This is a genomic window from Parasegetibacter sp. NRK P23 (genome assembly GCF_023721715.1).
Lineage (GTDB): Bacteria > Bacteroidota > Bacteroidia > Chitinophagales > Chitinophagaceae > Parasegetibacter.
This window is the reverse complement of sequence record NZ_JAMDLG010000001.1, coordinates 2,311,502-2,330,557: the sequence shown is the minus strand read 5'-3', so window position 1 is coordinate 2,330,557 and position 19,056 is coordinate 2,311,502. Positions and strand designations below refer to the sequence as shown.

The following is a 19,056-nucleotide window of genomic DNA, read 5'->3' as shown; positions in this document are numbered from 1 at the left end:
TCTCCCATGGGGCAATACCACGATACAAAACTAACCCAGCAAATCGCCGATGGCGACCAGCGCGCTTTCAAACAAATCTACGAGCGCTATGCCCCCGCCATGTTCAACAACGCCTTCCGTTTTACCAAACACCACGAACGCGCCAAAGACCTCACCCAGGATATTTTCTTCCGCATCTGGACCAACAGGGAAAAACTCCGCGAAGTGGAACATTTTGAAGCCTACCTCTATGTGGTGGCCCGGAACTGCATTTTCAACGACCTGAAAAAGCAGCTCCCGCTTAACGGCTCCGGGGAGTTCCTCGAGTCATTCCTGCTGTACGAAGACACCACACCGCTGGAACAGGCGGAAACAAGGGACCTCGAAAAGCGCTTAATGGAAACCATAGCGGGTTTGCCGGCCCAGATGCAGACCGTTTTCAGGCTCAGCAGGTTCGAAGGGCTCACCCACGCGCAGATCGCTGCTAAACTGGGTATCTCGGAGAACACATCTAAAAGTTATGTGGTCCGCGCCCTTATTGCCATCCGCAGGCAGCTTTCCGGGCAGGGAGAACAGTTGCTGGTGTTGCTGCTTGCGCTCTGGAAACTCCGTTAATTTTTTTTCTGCCGAACGCATTACCCTGCGGTGAACCGGTGTCTTTACCGTAACAACTTCTTATGGATACTACTGAACAGCAACAATTAATGGAGAAATTCCTGGCAGGAAAGATGGCCTTATCGGAAATCAAAAGGTTCAGGGAATTGCTTCACCGCCAGGAAGGTGCGGAGCAATGGGAAGCACTGATCGCTGAGAAATTGAAAGAAAACCCTGAAAATAATTTTGCAGAAGAAGCTATTGAACAATGGTACAGGGAATTGCAAACCCGCATGGCTGCTTCGCCGGTAGCGGAAATTGGTTCCGGAACCGCTAAGGTGCGGAGGTTGCGCAACTGGGGTTGGGCCGCAGCCGCGATGGTAGTACTGGCAGGGGCAGTTTGGTTGTTCTCCCAACAGCAAGGGAAAGACACACCGCAGGTAGCCACTACTCCGGCAGAAATTCAGCCCGGGAAAGAGGGGGCCGTGCTTACGCTCGCGGATGGTTCTAAGGTGGTGCTGGATAGTCTGGGAAATGGGGTGATCTCCACCCAGAACGGGACCAGAGTAGTGCTGAAAGATGGACTGGTGGCGTATGAACCACAGCAAAAGGAAGGCGCTGTCGCTTACAACAGTATTGCCACGCCAAAGGGGCGCCAGTTCAGCATCTTGTTGCCCGACGGCTCCAGGGCCTGGCTCAACGCTGAAAGTTGTTTGCGTTATCCCACCGCTTTTTCCGGGAACGAGCGCCGGGTGCAGGTTTCAGGAGAAGTATATTTTGAAGTGGCCCACAATGCGGATATGCCCTTCCGGGTGAGTATCGGCGCCGGAACGGAAGTGGAAGTGTTGGGTACCAGTTTTAATGTGAACGCGTACACCAATGAAAAGGCGATCTATACTACGCTGCTGGAAGGAAAGGTGAAGATGAAGGCGGTCGGAAAAGGGGAACTGTTGCTGCGTCCGGGGCAGCAGGCACGCCTGCCAGTAAGCAATGCCAATAGTATTGCGCTTGAAACAGAAGTAGATACCGATAAAGTGATGGCCTGGAAAAACGGCTTGTTCAATTTTGATGGTGCGGGCATTGAAGAAGTGATGCGGCAACTGGAACGCTGGTACGATATAGAAGTGGTGTACGAAAAAGGAATTCCGGATATCATTTTCGGGGGGAAACTGCGGAAAGATGTGAGTTTATCAGGTGTGCTGAAATCGCTGGAAGAATCCGAGGTGCATTTCCGGATGGAGGGGCGGCGCCTGATTGTGTTACCTTAAAAAAGAAGATCAATATATAACCATTACCTACCTGTGAAAGAACCGGCCAAAAAAGAGCCGGAGGTGCTTGCGACACCCCCGGCGAAAAGATGGCTGGTATAAAAATGCGCTGTAAGCATATTTCTTAACAACCAAACTGCAACAAAAGTATGCAAAAAACTGCTGTGTCTGCTACCCTGTGTGGCAGATCGCCACGCGCTTTCCCGCTATGGAGGGAAGGTCGCTGGAAACCAATTCTGAAAGCTATGAGAATGCTGAGTTTTTTTCTGTTCGTCGCTTCCCTTACCGTGTCGGCCAGTTCCCGTTCCCAGAACGTGACCATCTCGGGTAAGGGTATCCAGTTGAAAAAACTGTTCTCCCTCGTGGAGCAACAAACCGGGGTGGTATTCTTCTACAACCAGCGGTTACTGGCCGGTACTAAACCGGTGAATGTTTCCGCGAAGCAAATGCCGCTGGAAGTTTTCCTCGGGAAGGTGATGGAAGACCAGCCCCTGCAGTTCCGCCTGGATGGAAAAACGGTTACGCTGTCCCGTAAAATTGTTTCTGTAGAACCTGCCGCCGAAAAAATACCGGCAAATCCTGTGCAACGCGCCGATACGCTGATTCGTGTAACGGGAACCATTCTTTCCGAACAGGACGAACCCATTGCCGGGGCGAGTATCGTTGTGAAAGGTTCCCGCAAAGGGGTGAGCGCCGATGCCCAGGGCAACTTCAGTATGGAAGCCGAACGCGGGCAATCGCTGGTGGTGTCCTATGTTGGTTATGAAAACCAGTTGGTGAAAGTGAATGGCTCCGGCCCGCTGCGGATAAAAATGATCGTGTCCGCCGCGGCCATGACCGATCTTGTGGTAACGGGTATCTATCAGCGCAAAAAAGAAAGTTTTACCGGTTCTTCCTCTACTTATACCGCAAAAGAACTGAAGAACATCGGCAACCAGAATATCCTTCAAAGTCTGAAAACACTGGACCCTTCGTTCGCGGTACTCGATAACAATATTTTCGGCTCCGATCCCAACCGCCTGCCCGATATTGAAATCCGGGGCAAAAGCAGTGTGATCGGCTTAACGGAAGAATACGGCACCAATCCCAACCAACCCTTGTTTATATTGGACGGTTTTGAAACCACGCTTACCATCATCAGCGACCTGAGCATGGACCGCGTGGAAAGCATCACCGTACTCAAAGATGCCGCGGCCACGGCCATCTACGGTTCCAGGGCCGCCAACGGTGTGGTGGTGGTGGAAACAAAACGACCTGTGCCCGGCCAACTCAGGGTATCGTACAACCTCAACTCCTCCTTTTCTTTCGCCGATCTTTCAGATTATAACCTGATGAACGCCGCGGAGAAACTCGAATTCGAAAAGCTCTCCGGTTTCTTCAGTTCCCGCGACGCGAACGGCAACCTCACCAATTATGAGCAGGAGCAGAAATATTTTGACCGGAAAAAAGAAGTGGAACGCGGTGTGAATACCTACTGGCCCAACGAACCGCTCCGCTTCGCGCCCGTGCTCCGACACACGCTGATGGCCGAAGGCGGCGACGCGAACCTGCGTTACAGCGCCATGCTCACCATCGGCAATACCAACGGGGTGATGAAAGGCTCTTCCCGCGATGTAACCGGCGGCAACATACGGCTCATCTACCGCAAAGGAAAAGTCTCGTTCAATAACTCGCTGAGTATCGATTATACCAGCGCCAGCCGTGAAAGTGTGCCTTTCTCCCGTTTCTCCAGGGCGAATCCTTATCACAGGAAATACAACGCGCAGGGCGGCATCGATAAGGTGATGGAATCTTTTCAATACCTGGATGTCGGCACGTTTTCCGTTCAAACGATGAATGTGTTCAATCCGCTCTATGATATGAGCAACAACAATGTGGACGAATCGCGTTCGCAGGGCTTTACCAACAACTTTGAAATAGAATGGCGCATCTTTGATGAACTCCGGGCCAGGGGCCGCGCCAGCGTGCGCAGGATCACCGCCAGAGATGAAATTTTCCGCTCTCCGTTCAATTCCGAATTCTTTGGCGTGGATGTGCTGCAACAAGGTTCCTACAATGAGAACATTTCGGAGGAGATGAACTACGACGGCGATTTCAGTTTCACGTACGGCAAATTGCTGAACGGAAAGCATATGCTGAACGCTGTTGCGGGGGTGAGGATGAACCAGTTGGAATCCGAAATGAGCGGTTATGAAGTGCGTGGATTCGTGGACGATGATTTCAGTAATCCCACTTTTGCCTTTGGCTATCCTGAAGGAAAAAGATCGGTTTACCAAGAAGCGCAACGCAGGAACGCGAGTTTCTTCCTCAATACCGGCTACGCGTACAACGACAGGTTCCTGTTCGACGCCACGTTGCGTTCCGATGGTTCCTCCGTGTATGGCGCCAGCAAACAGTTTACGTCCATCTGGTCGTTCGGCGCGGGCTGGAACCTTCACAACGAAGACTTCATCCGGAACTCAAGCCTGAACTGGTTCGATATGCTGAAACTCCGTGGCTCCATCGGGAATCCTGGTAACCAGAATTTCAGTGATTATATTTCCATGCGGGTGTACCGCTACAACAATGAAAACCGCAATCCTTTCGGTTCCAGTGTGGTGATCAATAATTTCGGCAACAGCAACCTGAAATGGCAGAAAACACTGGATAAGAACATCGGTCTGGACGTGGTGCTGCTCGACAGGCGCGTGCGGGTGAACGCGGATTATTTCATCAAGAACACAGATCCACTGCTGGTTTTCGTGGCCATGCCTTCTTCTTCCGGCGTAACCAGCATCCCCCAGAATATGGGAGAGCAACTAACAAAAGGGTTCACCGTCATCGCCGATTATACCTTCCTCCGCAGGAAAAATTTCAACTGGCTTGTGAATGTGAACATGCGCCAATGGAAATCGGAGTACCGTAATATTGGCAATGCGCTGGATCAGTTCAATGAGGAGAACAAGAGCCGTAACCTCGTACGATACTATGATGGTGGCAGCCCCTCCGATCTTTGGGCCGTCCGTTCATTGGGCATCGATCCCGTTACGGGAAGGGAAGTGTTCCTGAACAGCAACGACAAGCAAACCTTCGTACACAATTACAACGACGAAAGGGTGGTGGGCAACAGCGATCCGGACCTGGAAGGCATCATCGGCACAACGGCCCGCTACAAAGGTTTCTCCGCTTCCATTAACCTGCGGTACCGTTTGGGCGGACAGGTATTCATGCAGACCCTTTATGAAAAAGTGGAGAATATTTCGATGGCCAATATCGCGCTGAACCAGGATAAACGCGCTTTGTATGACCGGTGGAAAAATCCCGGAGACAACGCGGTATTCCGGGCGATCTCTTCTTCCGACGTAACGCCGATTTCTTCCCGGTTCATCGCCAACAACAACCTGATATCCGGAGAGTCCATTTCGGTGGGGTATGAAACCACCACCGCCGCCTGGCTGCATAAAATGGGCGCTTCGTCCATGAATGTGCGCGCGTACATGAACGATATCTTCCGTATCGCTACCGTGGTCAACGAAAGGGGACTGGATTATCCTTTCGCCCGTTCCGTATCGTTGTCGCTGGGTATCCGTTTTTAACACCATTCCAAACAAGTTTGTATGAAGCTTAAAATATTTATCACCTGCGCGGTATTCGCGGTTACTTCGGTCTCCTGTAAAAAGTGGATCGATGTAAAGCCTTCTGATCGTTTATCGGAGGATATGCTTTTCGCTACCCGCGATGGTTACCTGAAAGCGCTGAACGGCGTTTATGTGGAACTCACGAATAACTCGATATACGGGCAGAACATGTCTGCCACCGTGCTAGATGTGTTGGCCCAGTATTATTATATGGTGTCTTCCACCCATCCGTATTACAATTACACCATGTTCACCTACACGGCCGACAACACAAAGCTGAGTTTCGACAACATGTGGAAGAAAAGCTATGAGCTGATCGCCAATTGTAATGTGCTCATCGAAAAATGCGGGGAACAAAACGCTTTGTTGCCCGCGCCCTACTTCGGTATCGTGAAAGGCGAAGCGCTGGCGCTGCGTGCCCTGTTGCATTTTGATATGCTGCGGCTTTTCGGGCCGATATGGTCCGAAGAAAAAAAATCGCTGCCGGCTATTCCTTACAAAACCACTTCGGTAACGGAAGTGACTCCGTTGCTGAGTTCGGCTCAGGTGATGGAGCAGGTGCTGGCAGACCTCACCGCCGCGCGTGACCTGCTGCGCGAAGCCGATCCGGTGCTTACGGAAGGCGTACGCAATGCCGCCAATCCTGCCGGAACGAACGAGCTCTTCTTCCGCCAGTACCGCCTGAACTATTATGCCGTGCGCGCATTGATGGCGCGGGCTTACAGCTGGATGAAAGAAAAGAACGCCGCTTTCCAGGAGGCTAAGGCGATATTGGAAGAAGTGCAGTCGCCTTCAAAACCGGTGTTCCCTTATGTAACGAACGCCGCCGCTACCAGTGCGGATAAGCCCGACCGTATGTTCTCCACGGAAGTGATGTTCGCCCTGTACAACAGCAACCGGATCAATATTTACAACAATGTTTTTTCGGCTGCCATTCAGCCCGGGGCAAGACTATCCTTCAATGCCGGGAACGCCGATATGGCGCGGGTGAACGAAATGTACAACGATGAAAACGACTACCGCAGGCGTATATGGGAGAACGTTACACTGGATAATGCGACACTGCTTACCAACCAGAAGTACAAAGATTTTGTGGATGCCCCTGGTCGTTATATGATCCCGCTGATCCGCCTGAGCGAATTGCTGCTGATCGCCGCTGAATGCAGTGGTACACTGGAAGAGGGAACCGCCTACCTGAACGCGCTGCGTTCCGCGAGGAACTGCGTGAGTGTGTCCCCCGCCGGTGAACCCGATCTGAAAGCGGCCATCACCGCGGAGTTCAGGCGCGAAATGATTGGAGAGGGACAAATGTTCTTCTACTACAAACGCAACGCCATCCAAACCATTCCCAACAACGCCGCGCTTACCGGTACGAAAACAATGGTGCTTGAAAATTATGTGGTGCCGCTGCCAGACAGTGAAATCAGTCAGCGTGGCAAATAAATATTCATCAGCAAAAAAGAAAGATTATGTTCCGTAACAATAAAATAGTCCTCCTCTTATCGCTTTTCCTGCTGTCGATGACCGCCTGCAAAAAGGATATGATGCAGTATGAAGGGGTGGAAGGCGTTTACTTCGCCGTGCAGCACGGCGCTTCCTGGGGAAACGAACGTTCCTGGCCCTACCAGCCTTTTACCAACGTTGAATTTGTAAAACTTACCGGCAACGAGGTGACGATCAACATAAAGGTGATGATCACCGGGCCTGCCAAAGATTATGACCGCCCTTTCCTGGTGGAAATCGATCCCGATTCTACCACGGCGCAGGCGGGCGTTCATTTTGAAACCATTTCTAAGGAACTGGTGGTGCCGGCAGGGAAAATGGAAGCTTATGTGCCCGTTACCCTGAAACGGACCAACGACCTTCAGACCTCGGCGAAAAGTATCGGGCTGAAACTGCTGCCCAATGAGCATTTCAAACTTTCCTTCCCGGAATGGGACGCGGTACCGGGCTATACGGCCAGTTCCACGGGTATCGTGCAAAAATTCGACGCCAGCCTGCACAAGATCAACGTGAACGATTTTATGGTGCAACCCGCGGTGTGGATCGGTTCCATCCAGCCCGGAAACATGGAGTCCGGTTTGTGGGGCGCTTTCTCCAGAAAGAAAATAGAACTGATGTGCCGTCTCTTCAACCTGACTTACGCTGATTTTGGAAGTACGACCACCATGCCCACTGTATTGGCGCTGCTGATCGCCGTTGAGGGCGGTAACTACCTGATTGAAAGGTACAACGCCAAGGATCCCGTATTGGAAGATGACGGCCGGCTGATGTTCATGGGCGCCGTTCCCTGGACCTCCTACATTGGCGTACCCTGGGTGCCTGGCCCCTGATGCCTGGCCCTGAACTTGGGCCGGATCCACTTTTCGAACTTCATAAAAACTGGCCGGTGGAGGTCGCCTGTACCCCGCTGCCGGAGCTGACTAAAACATTTGAGCATGAAAAAAAACATCATACTGCTTTCCCTCATCGTATTGGGTGTAACCGCCTGCTACAAGGATAAGGGGAACTACGATTATAAAGAGATCAATGAGATCACGATCTCGGGAATAGAAGCTGTTTACGCCGGGATGACAGGGGTAGATAAGTTGCAAATAGAACCCACCATCACCATGACCATGAGCAATGGTGATCCGGAACGATTCAGCTATTTATGGATCGTGATCAAGGGTACTTCCGTGATAGATACCATCGGCACCGAAGCCGCACTGGACTATGCGATTAATCTTCCACCCGATAACTACAGTCTGCATTTCCGGGTGCTGGACCAAACAACGGGTGTGGTCTGGAAAACAAGGACCAACTTCAATGTGGCAACGCCCTATTCAAGAGGCTGGATGCTGATGGGTGAAGATGAAAACGGTAATGCTGAAATTGAAATGCTCTCCATGGTGGTGGATACCGCCCACGTAAAAGGCGTCCTTTCCCAAAGCGGGTTGCCCGTGCTGAAAACTCCCATCGGTGTGGTACATACCGGCGGCAGCGCAAGTTATATGAAACTCTGGGTGATGACGGGCTCCGGAACTTACCAGTTGGATCGCCTCAGCATGAGAGGGGCTGCGTCCAACAGGTTCGGACGACTGGTGTATACCACAGATCCCATCAATAAAGATGGATTGGATCCTATATTGATCGCACCGCAAATCAGGGATATCGGTGGCGCGGTTAGCAGCACTTCAAACAGGGCCATGTTGTGTTCCGACGGGAATATCTTCGCTACTTACCTGGGCCTGAACGGGGATTTTTATACCAATCCCATTAACCGCGAGGCCACAAAAATGAACGTGATGCTCAAAGCCGCGCCCTATATGTTGTATCCCATCGGAAGCATGAACTCAATGGTGTGGTACGATACCGATAACGATCGGTTCATGAACTACAGTTCGTTCCTGCTGAATACTTCTTCCGTAGCCATGAAAGACAATCCTGGCGATATATTTCCGTGGAACCAGGCGGGTACGGGCCGCAAACTGGTTTACGCGGAGAATACACGCAATACTGATGGCGGTTCCACCAACGGCAACTCTTTCGCTGTGCTGAAAGACAATTCCAACCAAGCTTTCATTTATAAGTTCTACGCGAACGGCGCGGCTCCGGGAAAGCGGAGTTTTTATACCGTAAAACCCATGGCCACCGACTTCGATAAAGCGACTTTTTATGCTTTCTCTTCCAGGCGTACCGTGGTGTTTTATGTTGCCAACAACAAATTATACGCCTACGATTACAATACCGGGAACGAGAAAATATACCAGTTTCCTGATATTGATGCGGGCGAAATCACGATGCTGAAATTCGATACACAGGTGGATCAACTTACCAATGCCTTGTACGTGGCAACTTACAATGCGCAAACGAAGGGCACACTGCGCCGCTACATTGTGGGCAGCGATCCCAATGTGGTAGCGCTCACGCCGGGCGTTTCCTGGAGTGGGTTGCTGAAGGTGAAAAACATGAACTGGAGGGCGGTGAACTGATTGCGCGCAAGGTGAACTGTTTTCATTAAATGATACATGGAATTTTTCCCGCGACGGCGCCTGCTTCCTGCTTCGTACCTCGCAGTCTCGCAGTCTCGCAGGCGCAACGTGAAAGCAGCTTGATTATGCTGATTTCTTTGAAGAAAACACAATTCGATTACCAAAAAACATTGCCCCTCTCTGCAGGAGAGGGGGCGGGGTGAGGCCCCACAATTATGAAAAATACAATCATTATTTCCGCATTATTACTATCAGCCACAGTTCTGCAGGCGCAACAATCCTTCGAAATAAAAGGTAAAATCTCTGATCCTTCCCTGGAAGGCGCGAAAGTTCACCTCATGTATAACGATGCCGGACAGAGCCGGAAAGACAGTACGGTGCTGGAAAACGGGGCTTTCTACTTTAAGGGCACCGTGGCGCAACCTGTGCAGGGAACGCTTCTTCTGAAAGCGGCCACTACAAAGCCCGCCACATTGGCCGAGTTACTGGGGCCACCTCCTAACCGTGCGGATGTGTACCTCGAAAAAGGAATCATTCTGCTGGAAGGGAAGGGGATGTCGGTGGCGCAAATAAAAGGCGGAAGATCCACGAAGGAATTGCTTACACTTAAAAACGCGTTGAAACCCTTTAAAGAAAAACAGGTGGAAACGGTACTTCAGATGAACACATTCCGTGAAGCGAATGATTCAGTCGGAAAGGCGCGCGCCATCGCGGAGCTGAATAGGATACGGGAGCAGGAAGATAGTGTGAACCTGGCTTTCATTAAAAACAATCCCAACTCTTATGTCGCCATTAATATGTTGAAGGAACGTGCCAATCCGAAGGCGCTTGCGGAAAACAGAGACGAGGTGGAAGCCTCGTTTAACAGGTTTTCACGGGAAATGAAACAAAGTCTGGCCGGACAGGATATCGCGAAAAAACTGGAAGTGACCGCAAGGATCGCTCCTGGGAAAATGGCGCCCGACTTTACCATGAACGATACCCTGGGGAATCCCGTAAGTCTGTCGTCCTTCAAAGGGAAATATGTGTTGCTTGATTTCTGGGCCTCCTGGTGTACGCCCTGTCGTTATGAAAATCCTTCCGTAGTGAAAGCGTACAACGAATTCAAAGACAAAAATTTCACCATACTCGCTGTATCACTTGACGGGCCAAAAGCCAAACAGGCCTGGCTGGACGCGATCCATAAAGACGGTCTCACCTGGACGCATGTATCGGACCTGCAATACTGGAACAGCGCCGCCGTTCAGTTGTATGGCGTAAGCAGTGTCCCGATGAACTACCTCATCGGTCCGGATGGGAAGATCATCGCGACGCACCTGAGAGGGGAAGCGCTCAGTAAAAAGTTGAAAGAGCTTTTGCATTAAAAGAAGTCGCCGCGGTAATAATGCTTACCGCGGCGACTTCTTTTTACCATTTTTCATCAGGCTTCGCTGAATTGTTTTTCTATCCCTTCTATCTTATCCAACACTTCATTCAACGCCTTTTGTTGCTTCCTGATCTGCCGGGGCCGGATGTAAAACCAATTGAATCCTACCCAAAGCAGTGTGGCACCATAAGTGATCAGTTTACCGGTACCGCTCATGCGCAAGGTGTATTCATACAGGTAAAGACATAGTCCCACCGTGAGCAATACAAAATAGCAGTTCATGATGGTGGTATGCAGGAACTGTTCTCCTTTTTTGATGGCGCGCATTTTTTCGATGAAATCATGCCCGTTGCTGCCGTTATCGTTGTTCCGGTAAAGTGGGATCATTTTACCCGATACCACTGAAAAAAGAGAAATTGCAAGAATGATCAATACGATACCTGCTTTCGTGGAGATGAGTTTCGGCTGGTAATGCACCCATATCCACACAATAAACGCGGCGGTGGCCAATAACATCAGGTTTACGAGTACGATCCGCTTCATCCTCCGCGACCTGAATTTTTCTATTCTTTTCAGGACAGCCGTTTTGTCGGCTTTGGGTGTGGGCCGTTCCTGCCAGAGGGCGCTGAAGTTGATATCAGTATCCATTTTCCTTGAATTTTTTAGTCAGTTTTTCTTTAATGCGGTGAATGCGCACACGCACATTGCTGTCGGAAATACCGGTGATGCGCGCGATCTCGCTTTGTTTCACCGCTTCCAGTTCCAGGGAGATGATGATGCGGTCCAGTTCCGGGAGTTCGGAGATGAGCCGGTACAGCAACCGGATGCGTGGCTCCAGGTCATGCTCCGTGTCGTAGTGGTGCAGCGGAGCATCTTTCTTCAGTCTGAATTCGCGGTTGTTTTTTTCGATCTGCCGCAGGCACAGGTTTACAGCGATCCGGTAAATCCAGGTGCCGATGGCTGCTTCTCCCCTGAAGGTTGGCAATTGTTTCCATACGATCACGAAAGTCTCCTGCGCCATGTCGAGTGCCAGGTCGTGGTCATTTACATAACCCATGCACAACCGGAAAATCCTGTCCCAGTATTGGTGGTACACCTCGTCGAAATTGTTCATTTCAGCCAATCGGTTATAGATGCGATGAATATGTCCTGCTGGTCCATGAATACGCCGTGCGAACAATTGTCAAGATATAAAACCCGTGATTCATTTCCTATGATTCCGCGTAGCGTATTGATATGCGCGGGATTGAACAAACCATCTTCTTTGCCGTAAATGCCATAGATGGGGATGTTTTCCTTGCTGACCTTATGCAGCGCAGTGGTAATGTCCAGTGTGGTGTATTTTTCATTTTTCCAGAAGCCCATCACAGGATTGAGCATGGTTTTGTAGTTGGTGGCGGTGAGGGAAGCGGTATATTGTTTCATCGCTTCATGTTCCATCATTTCCTTATACAATTGCCGTGCTTTCGGGGTTGGATTGCCGGTGTTGTAAAGGCGCGCCTGCATGGCAAGCATAAAACAGCCTGAACTGTAATGGATGGAAGCGGTATCATACCCTTTTACTTCATGCAATTGCTTTAGAAGGCCGGAGTCTTTGCTGGCGTTTTGCACGTTGGTAAGAATAGTGCGGAACATGTGCTGAAGAGAAAGCGGCGCGCCCGCAAGAATAAGATGATTAACCTGTTGAGGATATTGCGCAGCGAATTTACCGGCCACCACACCACCGAAACTGTGACCCAATAAGGCGGCAGATTTTATGTTGTACTGTTTGTAGATACCATGGATATCATTGAACGTTTCTTCAAAAGTAAACTTCGCGGAATCGGAGATGGACCTTCCTTCGCCACGACGGTCGTACACGATCACAAAAAATCCTTTTTTCGCGAGTTCCGGCGCGGTGGTCAGTTCAAAATCGAGGGTGCTTCCGCCCGGACCACCGTGTAAAAAGAGCAGTGGTTTTCCTGAAGCCGGCCCGAAGGTTTTTACATAAAGCTGTTGCGCCTGTGCAAAGCTGCTGAAGGCGATAAGAAAAGTAAAAAGAATGAATGGTTGAACCTGCCGCATATTGTTTTTTCGAATTAGATACGCGGGCTTTCAGAATGTTACAACAGGGCAGGAATTTTCCTGGTTATTTTTTCACCACCTTTTTCGTGCCATAACAACGGCTACAGGTAACCTCGCCTTTGTACGTGCTTGGCGGTGTATAAGTAGTGGTTTTGATATAGTCACCTGAAACCGATGAGCCGGTATGTTTTTCGCTGATCGAATAAGAATAGGTATAGGGCGATTTGATGGTTTTGGTAACGGTGCCGGTTCCGGCGCATTCGGGACATCTGGTAAAAAACTGTTCGTTGCTTTCGTTCAATATTTTAAAATTGGTGGCCGTGGGCGGAATCACATCGCCGTTGCTGAGGTTTCTGCCGTTCAGCGAAGTATGCAGTACCATTGCTTTTTTTCCATTGAATAGCACCACCTGTCCGTACTGAAGTACGTCCGCGGCCAGTTTCATCCCGGCAAGCTCTTCTACCTGGTGCGCATATACCTGGGTGTGGTTGGCAGCCGCCGCGCTTTTCGCTTTCAGCAGGTGCGATGCCGCCAGCGTTTTGTCGCCCTTTGCATAATGTATTTTGGCCAGGCCTATATTGGCGTAGAGGTGCGCATAGCTATTGAACTTTGTTTTTGAAATGGCTTTCTCATAATAGAAACGGGCGCTGTCGGGATTGTTCTTCATAAAAAGAGCTGCGATCTCAATATTGTAATACGGCATCATATCGGCTACGGCCCTGAACAGTTGAGCGAAGGAGAGGGAGGAGTCCAGGTCACGAAACTCGGTTTTTGTGCGGAGGAATTCGGCCAGACTTAAACCTGCGTATAACGAAGAGGGGGCTTCTTGCCATCCCATTTTGTACCATTTGTAGGCTTCTGCCAGGTTGTTGATGCTGTCGTGTGTGGTGTGGTAGGTTTTGGCGATAGCGGTTTTGCCTACTCCTTTTAGTTTGTCGAGGTTTTGCAGCAGGAAGGCTCTTTGAGCGAGGTAATCGGTGCCAAGTCCACCACCGCGGTAACAGCAGTTTGCAGCGGTGGCGGCAATGTCCATGGTATTCGTGCTGTCCACATAAATAGTTTGTTGATTGGGTCGCGATACCCGGAATAAGTACGGCGTGGGATGAAAAATGCCATCGTCTTTCAACTGTCCGAAGTCCATCGTCATGTATTGTGCCGGGATGAGTATTTCGGCTTTAGCATTCATCAGGCCCCAGTCCGTATTTTCAAAGAAGAGCACATACTGTGGGTAATGGTAGTTTATTTTTATTTGATGGTATTCTTTGCTGAATGGCTGAAAATCAAAATTATACAAGGCGTATTTTCCATTTTTACCCAATACCATAAAATTGCTGCCCGCGTACCCTTGAGGCAGCATGGTTAAGTCTTTCCCCTTTTTAATTACTTTCCCTGTTTGCCTGTGAAGCAGTTCCACTTTATGGTTTTTATCTTCCGCGATAAAGCAGCCGGCTTTGGGGGCGTCATATATTTTATGGTATTTCCGTTTCACCACTTCATTATTTTGTTGATCCGTCAGGCCGTAGAATCCCAATCCCAGACTGCTGATTTTAAGGTCCTGGGAAAGCAGTATATTTCCATAACATACACTTGCCAGTAATACTATAGATTTAAGGATATGATTCATTGAATATCAGTTGATAAGAATGAAAGAATCGAATTGGAATTAAAGTATTGGTTTCAGGCTTTTGAATAATCCCGCGCTCGTTCCTACCCAAACGAAATTGTTGTTGTCGATGGATGCGCATTGCAGGTTTCCCTGGATACCTTTAAAGGCAATCTCCTCCTGTCCGTTGTAAAAAAGCCTGTTGGCCTGTGAAACGTAAATGGCATGTTGCCCTGTTTTGTCCTGCCCAATATGGTATACCAGTCCGGCCTTCCAGTAGCTTACCAAAGGAAGCCAGCTGTTGTTATGGCCTTTCTGATCAGAGTAATACGGAATAAGAATATTCATGTTGGCGCTGGGCACATATTCGTACACGCAAAGTGTGGTGCGTTCGGTATTGCCCGCGATGTAAAAACCTTCGCAATGATTTTTCAGGAAGGTAGGGTTCTTACCCATTACATAGGTGTGCGAAGGCGTGCGTTGGTTGAAGATTTTTCTGCCATCGGGACGGATATTGCCGAAGAAGCCGTCTTTCATGGTGCTTCTTCCGAAACTGGCGTACACCGATCCGTCTCCGTTCCAGGAGGCACGCATGAAATCGCATTGGATGGGGTCGTTGAGGTTGGCGATCAGCGCTTCGCCGTTATAATCCAGGGTGGCCCCGGTGTTTTTCGGGGTATTGTACACCCAGAACTTAGCGCCGTAGGTATAATTGTCCAGACTGATCCCCCCGAGAAAGAGTTTTTCGCCATCGGCCCGGAGGGCGATGCACCGGATCGTGTTCCCGCTCATGTTGAGTTGTTCTTTCCATTCCGCTCCGTTACTGTAGGAGAAGAAAATCCTGTTCAGGTCGTCGAGGTAGGCGGCGTTTCCTTCGTTGAAGACGATGTCTTTTACGGCACGTTCTCCGGCGATATTTATTTTTTCAAAGGACGCATCCGCGATCCAGGCCGCTGTTGTGTTGCCGGGTGACGGCTCTTCGGTTGGCGTGGTGTTCTTCGAGCACGCCAGCAGGCTCAGGGAAAGCAGGTAAAAGAGTTGTTTCAGTTTCATACGGAACAGGGTTGATCCTTCCCGCAATAATAACAACTGCGGAACGCTTATACCATACCCTCTAACACGTATATTGCTATGGTTTCCGCTTTACCCGGAATTCGCCTTCCGTAATCTGCACGTGGGCGTTTAAGGTGTTGTCATAAAGGTGCGCGGAGAAAACACCCTGGATGATGTCGTCGTTGATAACCGAATAACGTACTGTAGCTGAGCCGGGATTGTTCACGATATTCAGGCTTTTCGACATTACAAACAATTTTCCGGAATTATCATAGTACCCAAAGTTCATGAGTGCGAGTGGTGAATTGCTGGCGGTGGTGTAGTCGATACCCGTGGTGAATGCGGCGTCGCCATTCATTACTACGGAAACCGCGTTGCGTAATACCTGGTTGATGTCTGCGGTGGCGGAAATAATGGCTGAAAATCCGGAAACGCCGGTAGTGGTGGTGTTCACCGAAGTGGTACCGGGATAATAAGCCTGCTTAATGGTATTGCTGTAATCTACGGTAGCGCCGTTGGCTTTGAACCTGAAATAGTAATCACCGCCGGAGCCGCCATCATCCCCGGATTTAGAACAACTTCCGATAAAAATGGCGCAGCATGCGACCAGAACAGCAACAATTGAGGCGTTGAATTTTCTTTTCATAAAGAATCTTTTGCATTGAAAGGAATAACTACTGGTTTTCGTAGTTGTGCTGATAAGGTTTTTCAATGCATAGATTCTAAGGAGCGATGAAGGTAAGAAAATTTTCAGATTCCTTTTTTAAGCCGTTTCGTTCACTACCGCATCCTGCCGCTGGCCCATTCAATGGCGTACAGCGCTTTCAGGTATTTCACCTGCAATTCCACCAGTTTTTGTTGTGTTTCAATCACCTTGCTTTCGCGGCTGTTGATCAGGAACAAAGCGCTTTCGCCCTGGGAGAATTTCAGTTCTTCCGTCTTCAGCAAAAAACTCAGGTCGTTGTACATGGAAGTGGCCGTTTGCAACTGGGAGCGGAGGAGTTTCGCTTCGTTGAGGTATTGCAGAATTTTCTGTTCGATCTGAAAGGATTTGCGTGCGATATCCAGGTTGGCAGATTCTATTTTCAGTTGCGCGTTCCTGTAGGCGCCTCGCGCTTCTCTCAGCAGCAGGGGCATTTTGAAGGTAAGTCCCCACTGGTGGTTGTTGCGGAAATACGCGGGATTGATTTCCTTGTAGTCATAATACTCTTTGCTCAGCAGGTTCGCTTTCAGTTTAAGTACAGGCAACAGTTCCTGTCTTTTGAGCCGGAGCTCCACATCCATTTCCTGTAGTTTGAAACGATAGGCCCTTAGTTCCGGGTGGTTGAGGATGATGTTGTTCATGACTTCCGCCTGCAATGCTTCAGGTGCTTCCAGATTGGTGCTGAGGCTGTCGGGTATGGCGTTTTCAGGTAACAACATAGGATTGCCCGCTTCGGACCACAGGTAACCGGAGAGTTCAATGGCTTGCCTGTTGCGTTCCTGCAACGCGGCAGTGGCCAGCAACCGGTAGTTGAGCAATTGGCTGTGGGCTTCCACGGTATCGGCCATGGGGCGGTCGCCGTTTTCGAATAAGAGCCGCACCAGGGCCAGTCGTTCCGCGCTGATGGCTTCAAACTCCTGGTATACTTGCAGCAACTGGTGGGCGCCGGCCCATTGCCAGTAGGTGGTGTAGGCGTCAAACAGCAGGTTGTTGTAAGCGGCCAGTCTTTCCTGTTCGCTTCTGGTGCTGATAATTTTCGCCTGTTGTAGAGCTGCCCTGCGTTTATCGATGAGCAATCCGTTCAATACAGGGATTTCCAGACCGAGGTACGTAGCCACTCCTTTGGTGCGTTCGGGGTTAAGGTATACCCCTTCGTTTCTTTCAAAACCGGTTTTCAGTTCCACGCCAAATGCTGTAGGCAGGCGCAGTTCCGGGTTCGTGTTGCGGTAATAATTGGTACCGTCAAGCGATTTGGCGTTGTTGGTCAGTTCAGCTACGGGATCAAACGCGCCGCGTGCGGCCAGCAGGTTGGCTTCCGCCATTTCAGTGAGCAGGTTGGCCTGCCGGGCCACAGGATGGTAAGTGCGTACCTGTTCAATAAAACGGGTCACGCTTAACGTGTTGGCGGTATCCTGTGCCGTGCCCCGCGCACCAAAAAGCGCCAGCAGGAGAAATGTATAGATTGAACTTGCTCTCATCAGTAAGGACGCTTTTTATTTTTGAACGGGTGCAGCCTGAGCCTGATAATATTCCGGCGGGAAACCATTGATGCGCCGCCATATTTCGTAGTAAATGCGCACATCTTTGAGCAGGGCGATGCCTTCAGCGCCACCGCCGATGCTCAGTTGCTCGGGCCATTTTCTATCGTCTGGGTCTTCGGTTACCAATACACGAAATTTGCCGTTCACGCTCACCGATTTTTCGATGGCTATTATTCTTCCGCCAAAGGTGCCGTAGCTGCCGCCGGGCCATCCGCTGAAAACGATTACCGGGAACCCGTCGAATATGAAACGCACTTTCTGGCCGATGCTGATGAGGGGAAGGTCCATGGGGGAAACGAAAAGCTCTATCGCGAACTGTACCTTATCGGGTACGATTTCAGCGATCATTTCACCTTCTTTGAGGAACTCGCCGATACCCGCTTTTTTGGCCTTCGATACCTGCCCGCTTTGCGGAGCCAGTATATAATACAATTTGTTCCTTACATCGTAGTTGGCATAGGCGTTCTGGAGTTTGGCCACTTCGGCTTCCGCTGTTGCCGCTTCGGACAAAGAGGAGAAGCCTTCTCCCTGTGCCTTGGCGATCTTGTCCGTATATTCCTGTATGGCCGATTGTTTTTCGATGCTGAGGTTCACCAGTTCCTGCCTGCTTTGTTCCAGTTTGTTGGTGGCGCTGTTCAGTTTTGCGGTGCTGTTCTGGAAGTTAATTTTTCTTCTTTCAAATTCAGTGAGGGAGATGGCGCCATTGTCCAGCAGTACCTTTGCGGCGTCAATCTGCCTTTGGTAGGCGTCCAGTTCGTTTTTTACCGCAATCAGTTCAGCCTCTTCGGTTCTGATCTTTAATTGTTGCTGGGTAATTTTGTTGTCTAATGTTTCGAGTTTGAACTTCCTCGCTTCCCGCAAAGCTTCCATTTGCGCTTCGCTGGCGTTGGCTTTGTTGCGGTAGCCATCAATACTTTGTTGTTTGGCGACGATCTGCTGCTGGGTTCTCTGGAGCAGGTTGCTGTCGAAGTATTCGGCTTTCACTTCCCCCAGTTGCAGGATGGTATCCCCGGCCTTCACGAAATCTCCTTCTTTCACGTACCATTTGGACACGGAACCGGCGATCACGGTATTGATCTGTTGCGGACGCTGTTCCTGCCGGAGCGTGGTCACCGAACCCCTTGCACGGATGTTCTGTGTCCACGGAAGGAACATGAACACCAGCAATACGAAGAGGGTGCCGAAGAGCCAGCGTTTGGCCCGGCTTTTCCGGTCGATCCGGTATATTTTTCCGAAAGCCGACGGACACTTTTCAGTTCCTGCTTCAATCGGTTGGTATAGGTAGTTGTTCATT

15 protein-coding genes are annotated in these 19,056 nt (G+C 50.1%); 7 read left to right on the top strand and 8 right to left on the bottom strand.

What is annotated here, in order from left to right:
• Nucleotides 1-6 precede the first annotated feature (6 nt).
• From M4J38_RS09450 to M4J38_RS09420, 7 genes are all read left to right on the top strand, one after another.
• The gene (locus tag M4J38_RS09450; RefSeq protein WP_251759309.1) at nucleotides 7-594 is read left to right on the top strand and encodes an RNA polymerase sigma factor; all 588 of its coding nucleotides are present in this window, start codon (nucleotides 7-9) and stop codon (nucleotides 592-594) included.
• A gap of 62 nt (nucleotides 595-656) precedes the next feature.
• A complete protein-coding gene (locus M4J38_RS09445; RefSeq protein ID WP_251759308.1) occupies nucleotides 657-1,841 on the top strand; it encodes a FecR family protein in 1,185 nt (394 codons plus the stop codon).
• Between the two features lie 149 nt (nucleotides 1,842-1,990).
• Complete coding sequence (locus M4J38_RS09440) at nucleotides 1,991-5,416, top strand: SusC/RagA family TonB-linked outer membrane protein (protein ID WP_251759307.1); 3,426 nt, start codon at nucleotides 1,991-1,993, stop codon at nucleotides 5,414-5,416.
• 21 nt (nucleotides 5,417-5,437) lie between these two features.
• Nucleotides 5,438-6,901 carry a RagB/SusD family nutrient uptake outer membrane protein gene (locus M4J38_RS09435; protein WP_251759306.1) on the top strand — a complete coding sequence of 488 codons (1,464 nt, stop codon included), beginning with the start codon at nucleotides 5,438-5,440 and terminating at the stop codon, nucleotides 6,899-6,901.
• A 26-nt stretch (nucleotides 6,902-6,927) separates the two neighbouring features.
• Entirely contained in the window at nucleotides 6,928-7,791 is an 864-nt protein-coding gene (locus M4J38_RS09430) for a DUF4843 domain-containing protein (protein ID WP_251759305.1), read from the top strand.
• Between the two features lie 105 nt (nucleotides 7,792-7,896).
• Entirely contained in the window at nucleotides 7,897-9,432 is a 1,536-nt protein-coding gene (locus M4J38_RS09425; protein WP_251759304.1) for a PKD-like family lipoprotein, read from the top strand.
• A 215-nt stretch (nucleotides 9,433-9,647) separates the two neighbouring features.
• Entirely contained in the window at nucleotides 9,648-10,796 is a 1,149-nt protein-coding gene (locus M4J38_RS09420; protein WP_251759303.1) for a TlpA disulfide reductase family protein, read from the top strand.
• 56 nt (nucleotides 10,797-10,852) lie between these two features.
• On the opposite strand, the gene M4J38_RS09415 is transcribed toward M4J38_RS09420, so the two are convergent.
• The 8 genes from M4J38_RS09415 to M4J38_RS09380 all read right to left on the bottom strand — a co-directional run bounded on the left by M4J38_RS09415 (nucleotide 10,853) and on the right by M4J38_RS09380 (nucleotide 19,055).
• Nucleotides 10,853-11,446, bottom strand: a complete 594-nt coding sequence (locus M4J38_RS09415) for a hypothetical protein (RefSeq protein WP_251759302.1) — start codon at nucleotides 11,444-11,446, stop codon at nucleotides 10,853-10,855.
• Nucleotides 11,436-11,912, bottom strand: coding sequence for an RNA polymerase sigma factor (locus M4J38_RS09410; protein ID WP_251759301.1), 477 nt, complete (start codon nucleotides 11,910-11,912; stop codon nucleotides 11,436-11,438). Before M4J38_RS09410 ends, M4J38_RS09415 begins: the two co-directional genes overlap by 11 nt.
• Nucleotides 11,909-12,862, bottom strand: coding sequence for an alpha/beta fold hydrolase (locus M4J38_RS09405; protein ID WP_251759300.1), 954 nt, complete (start codon nucleotides 12,860-12,862; stop codon nucleotides 11,909-11,911). The genes M4J38_RS09410 and M4J38_RS09405 overlap by 4 nt, the downstream gene beginning before the upstream one ends.
• 64 nt (nucleotides 12,863-12,926) lie before the next feature.
• Nucleotides 12,927-14,486 carry a lipopolysaccharide assembly protein LapB gene (locus tag M4J38_RS09400; RefSeq protein ID WP_251759299.1) on the bottom strand — a complete coding sequence of 520 codons (1,560 nt, stop codon included), beginning with the start codon at nucleotides 14,484-14,486 and terminating at the stop codon, nucleotides 12,927-12,929.
• Between the two features lie 39 nt (nucleotides 14,487-14,525).
• On the bottom strand, nucleotides 14,526-15,518 hold the full coding sequence (locus M4J38_RS09395; protein WP_251759298.1) for a hypothetical protein: 993 nt from the start codon (nucleotides 15,516-15,518) through the stop codon (nucleotides 14,526-14,528).
• A 76-nt stretch (nucleotides 15,519-15,594) separates the two neighbouring features.
• The gene (locus M4J38_RS09390; RefSeq protein ID WP_251759297.1) at nucleotides 15,595-16,164 is read right to left on the bottom strand and encodes a hypothetical protein; all 570 of its coding nucleotides are present in this window, start codon (nucleotides 16,162-16,164) and stop codon (nucleotides 15,595-15,597) included.
• 134 nt (nucleotides 16,165-16,298) lie between these two features.
• Nucleotides 16,299-17,699 carry a TolC family protein gene (locus M4J38_RS09385; RefSeq protein WP_251759296.1) on the bottom strand — a complete coding sequence of 467 codons (1,401 nt, stop codon included), beginning with the start codon at nucleotides 17,697-17,699 and terminating at the stop codon, nucleotides 16,299-16,301.
• Nucleotides 17,700-17,714: 15 nt separating this feature from the next.
• Complete coding sequence (locus M4J38_RS09380; RefSeq protein WP_251759295.1) at nucleotides 17,715-19,055, bottom strand: HlyD family secretion protein; 1,341 nt, start codon at nucleotides 19,053-19,055, stop codon at nucleotides 17,715-17,717.
• Nucleotide 19,056 lies beyond the last annotated feature (1 nt).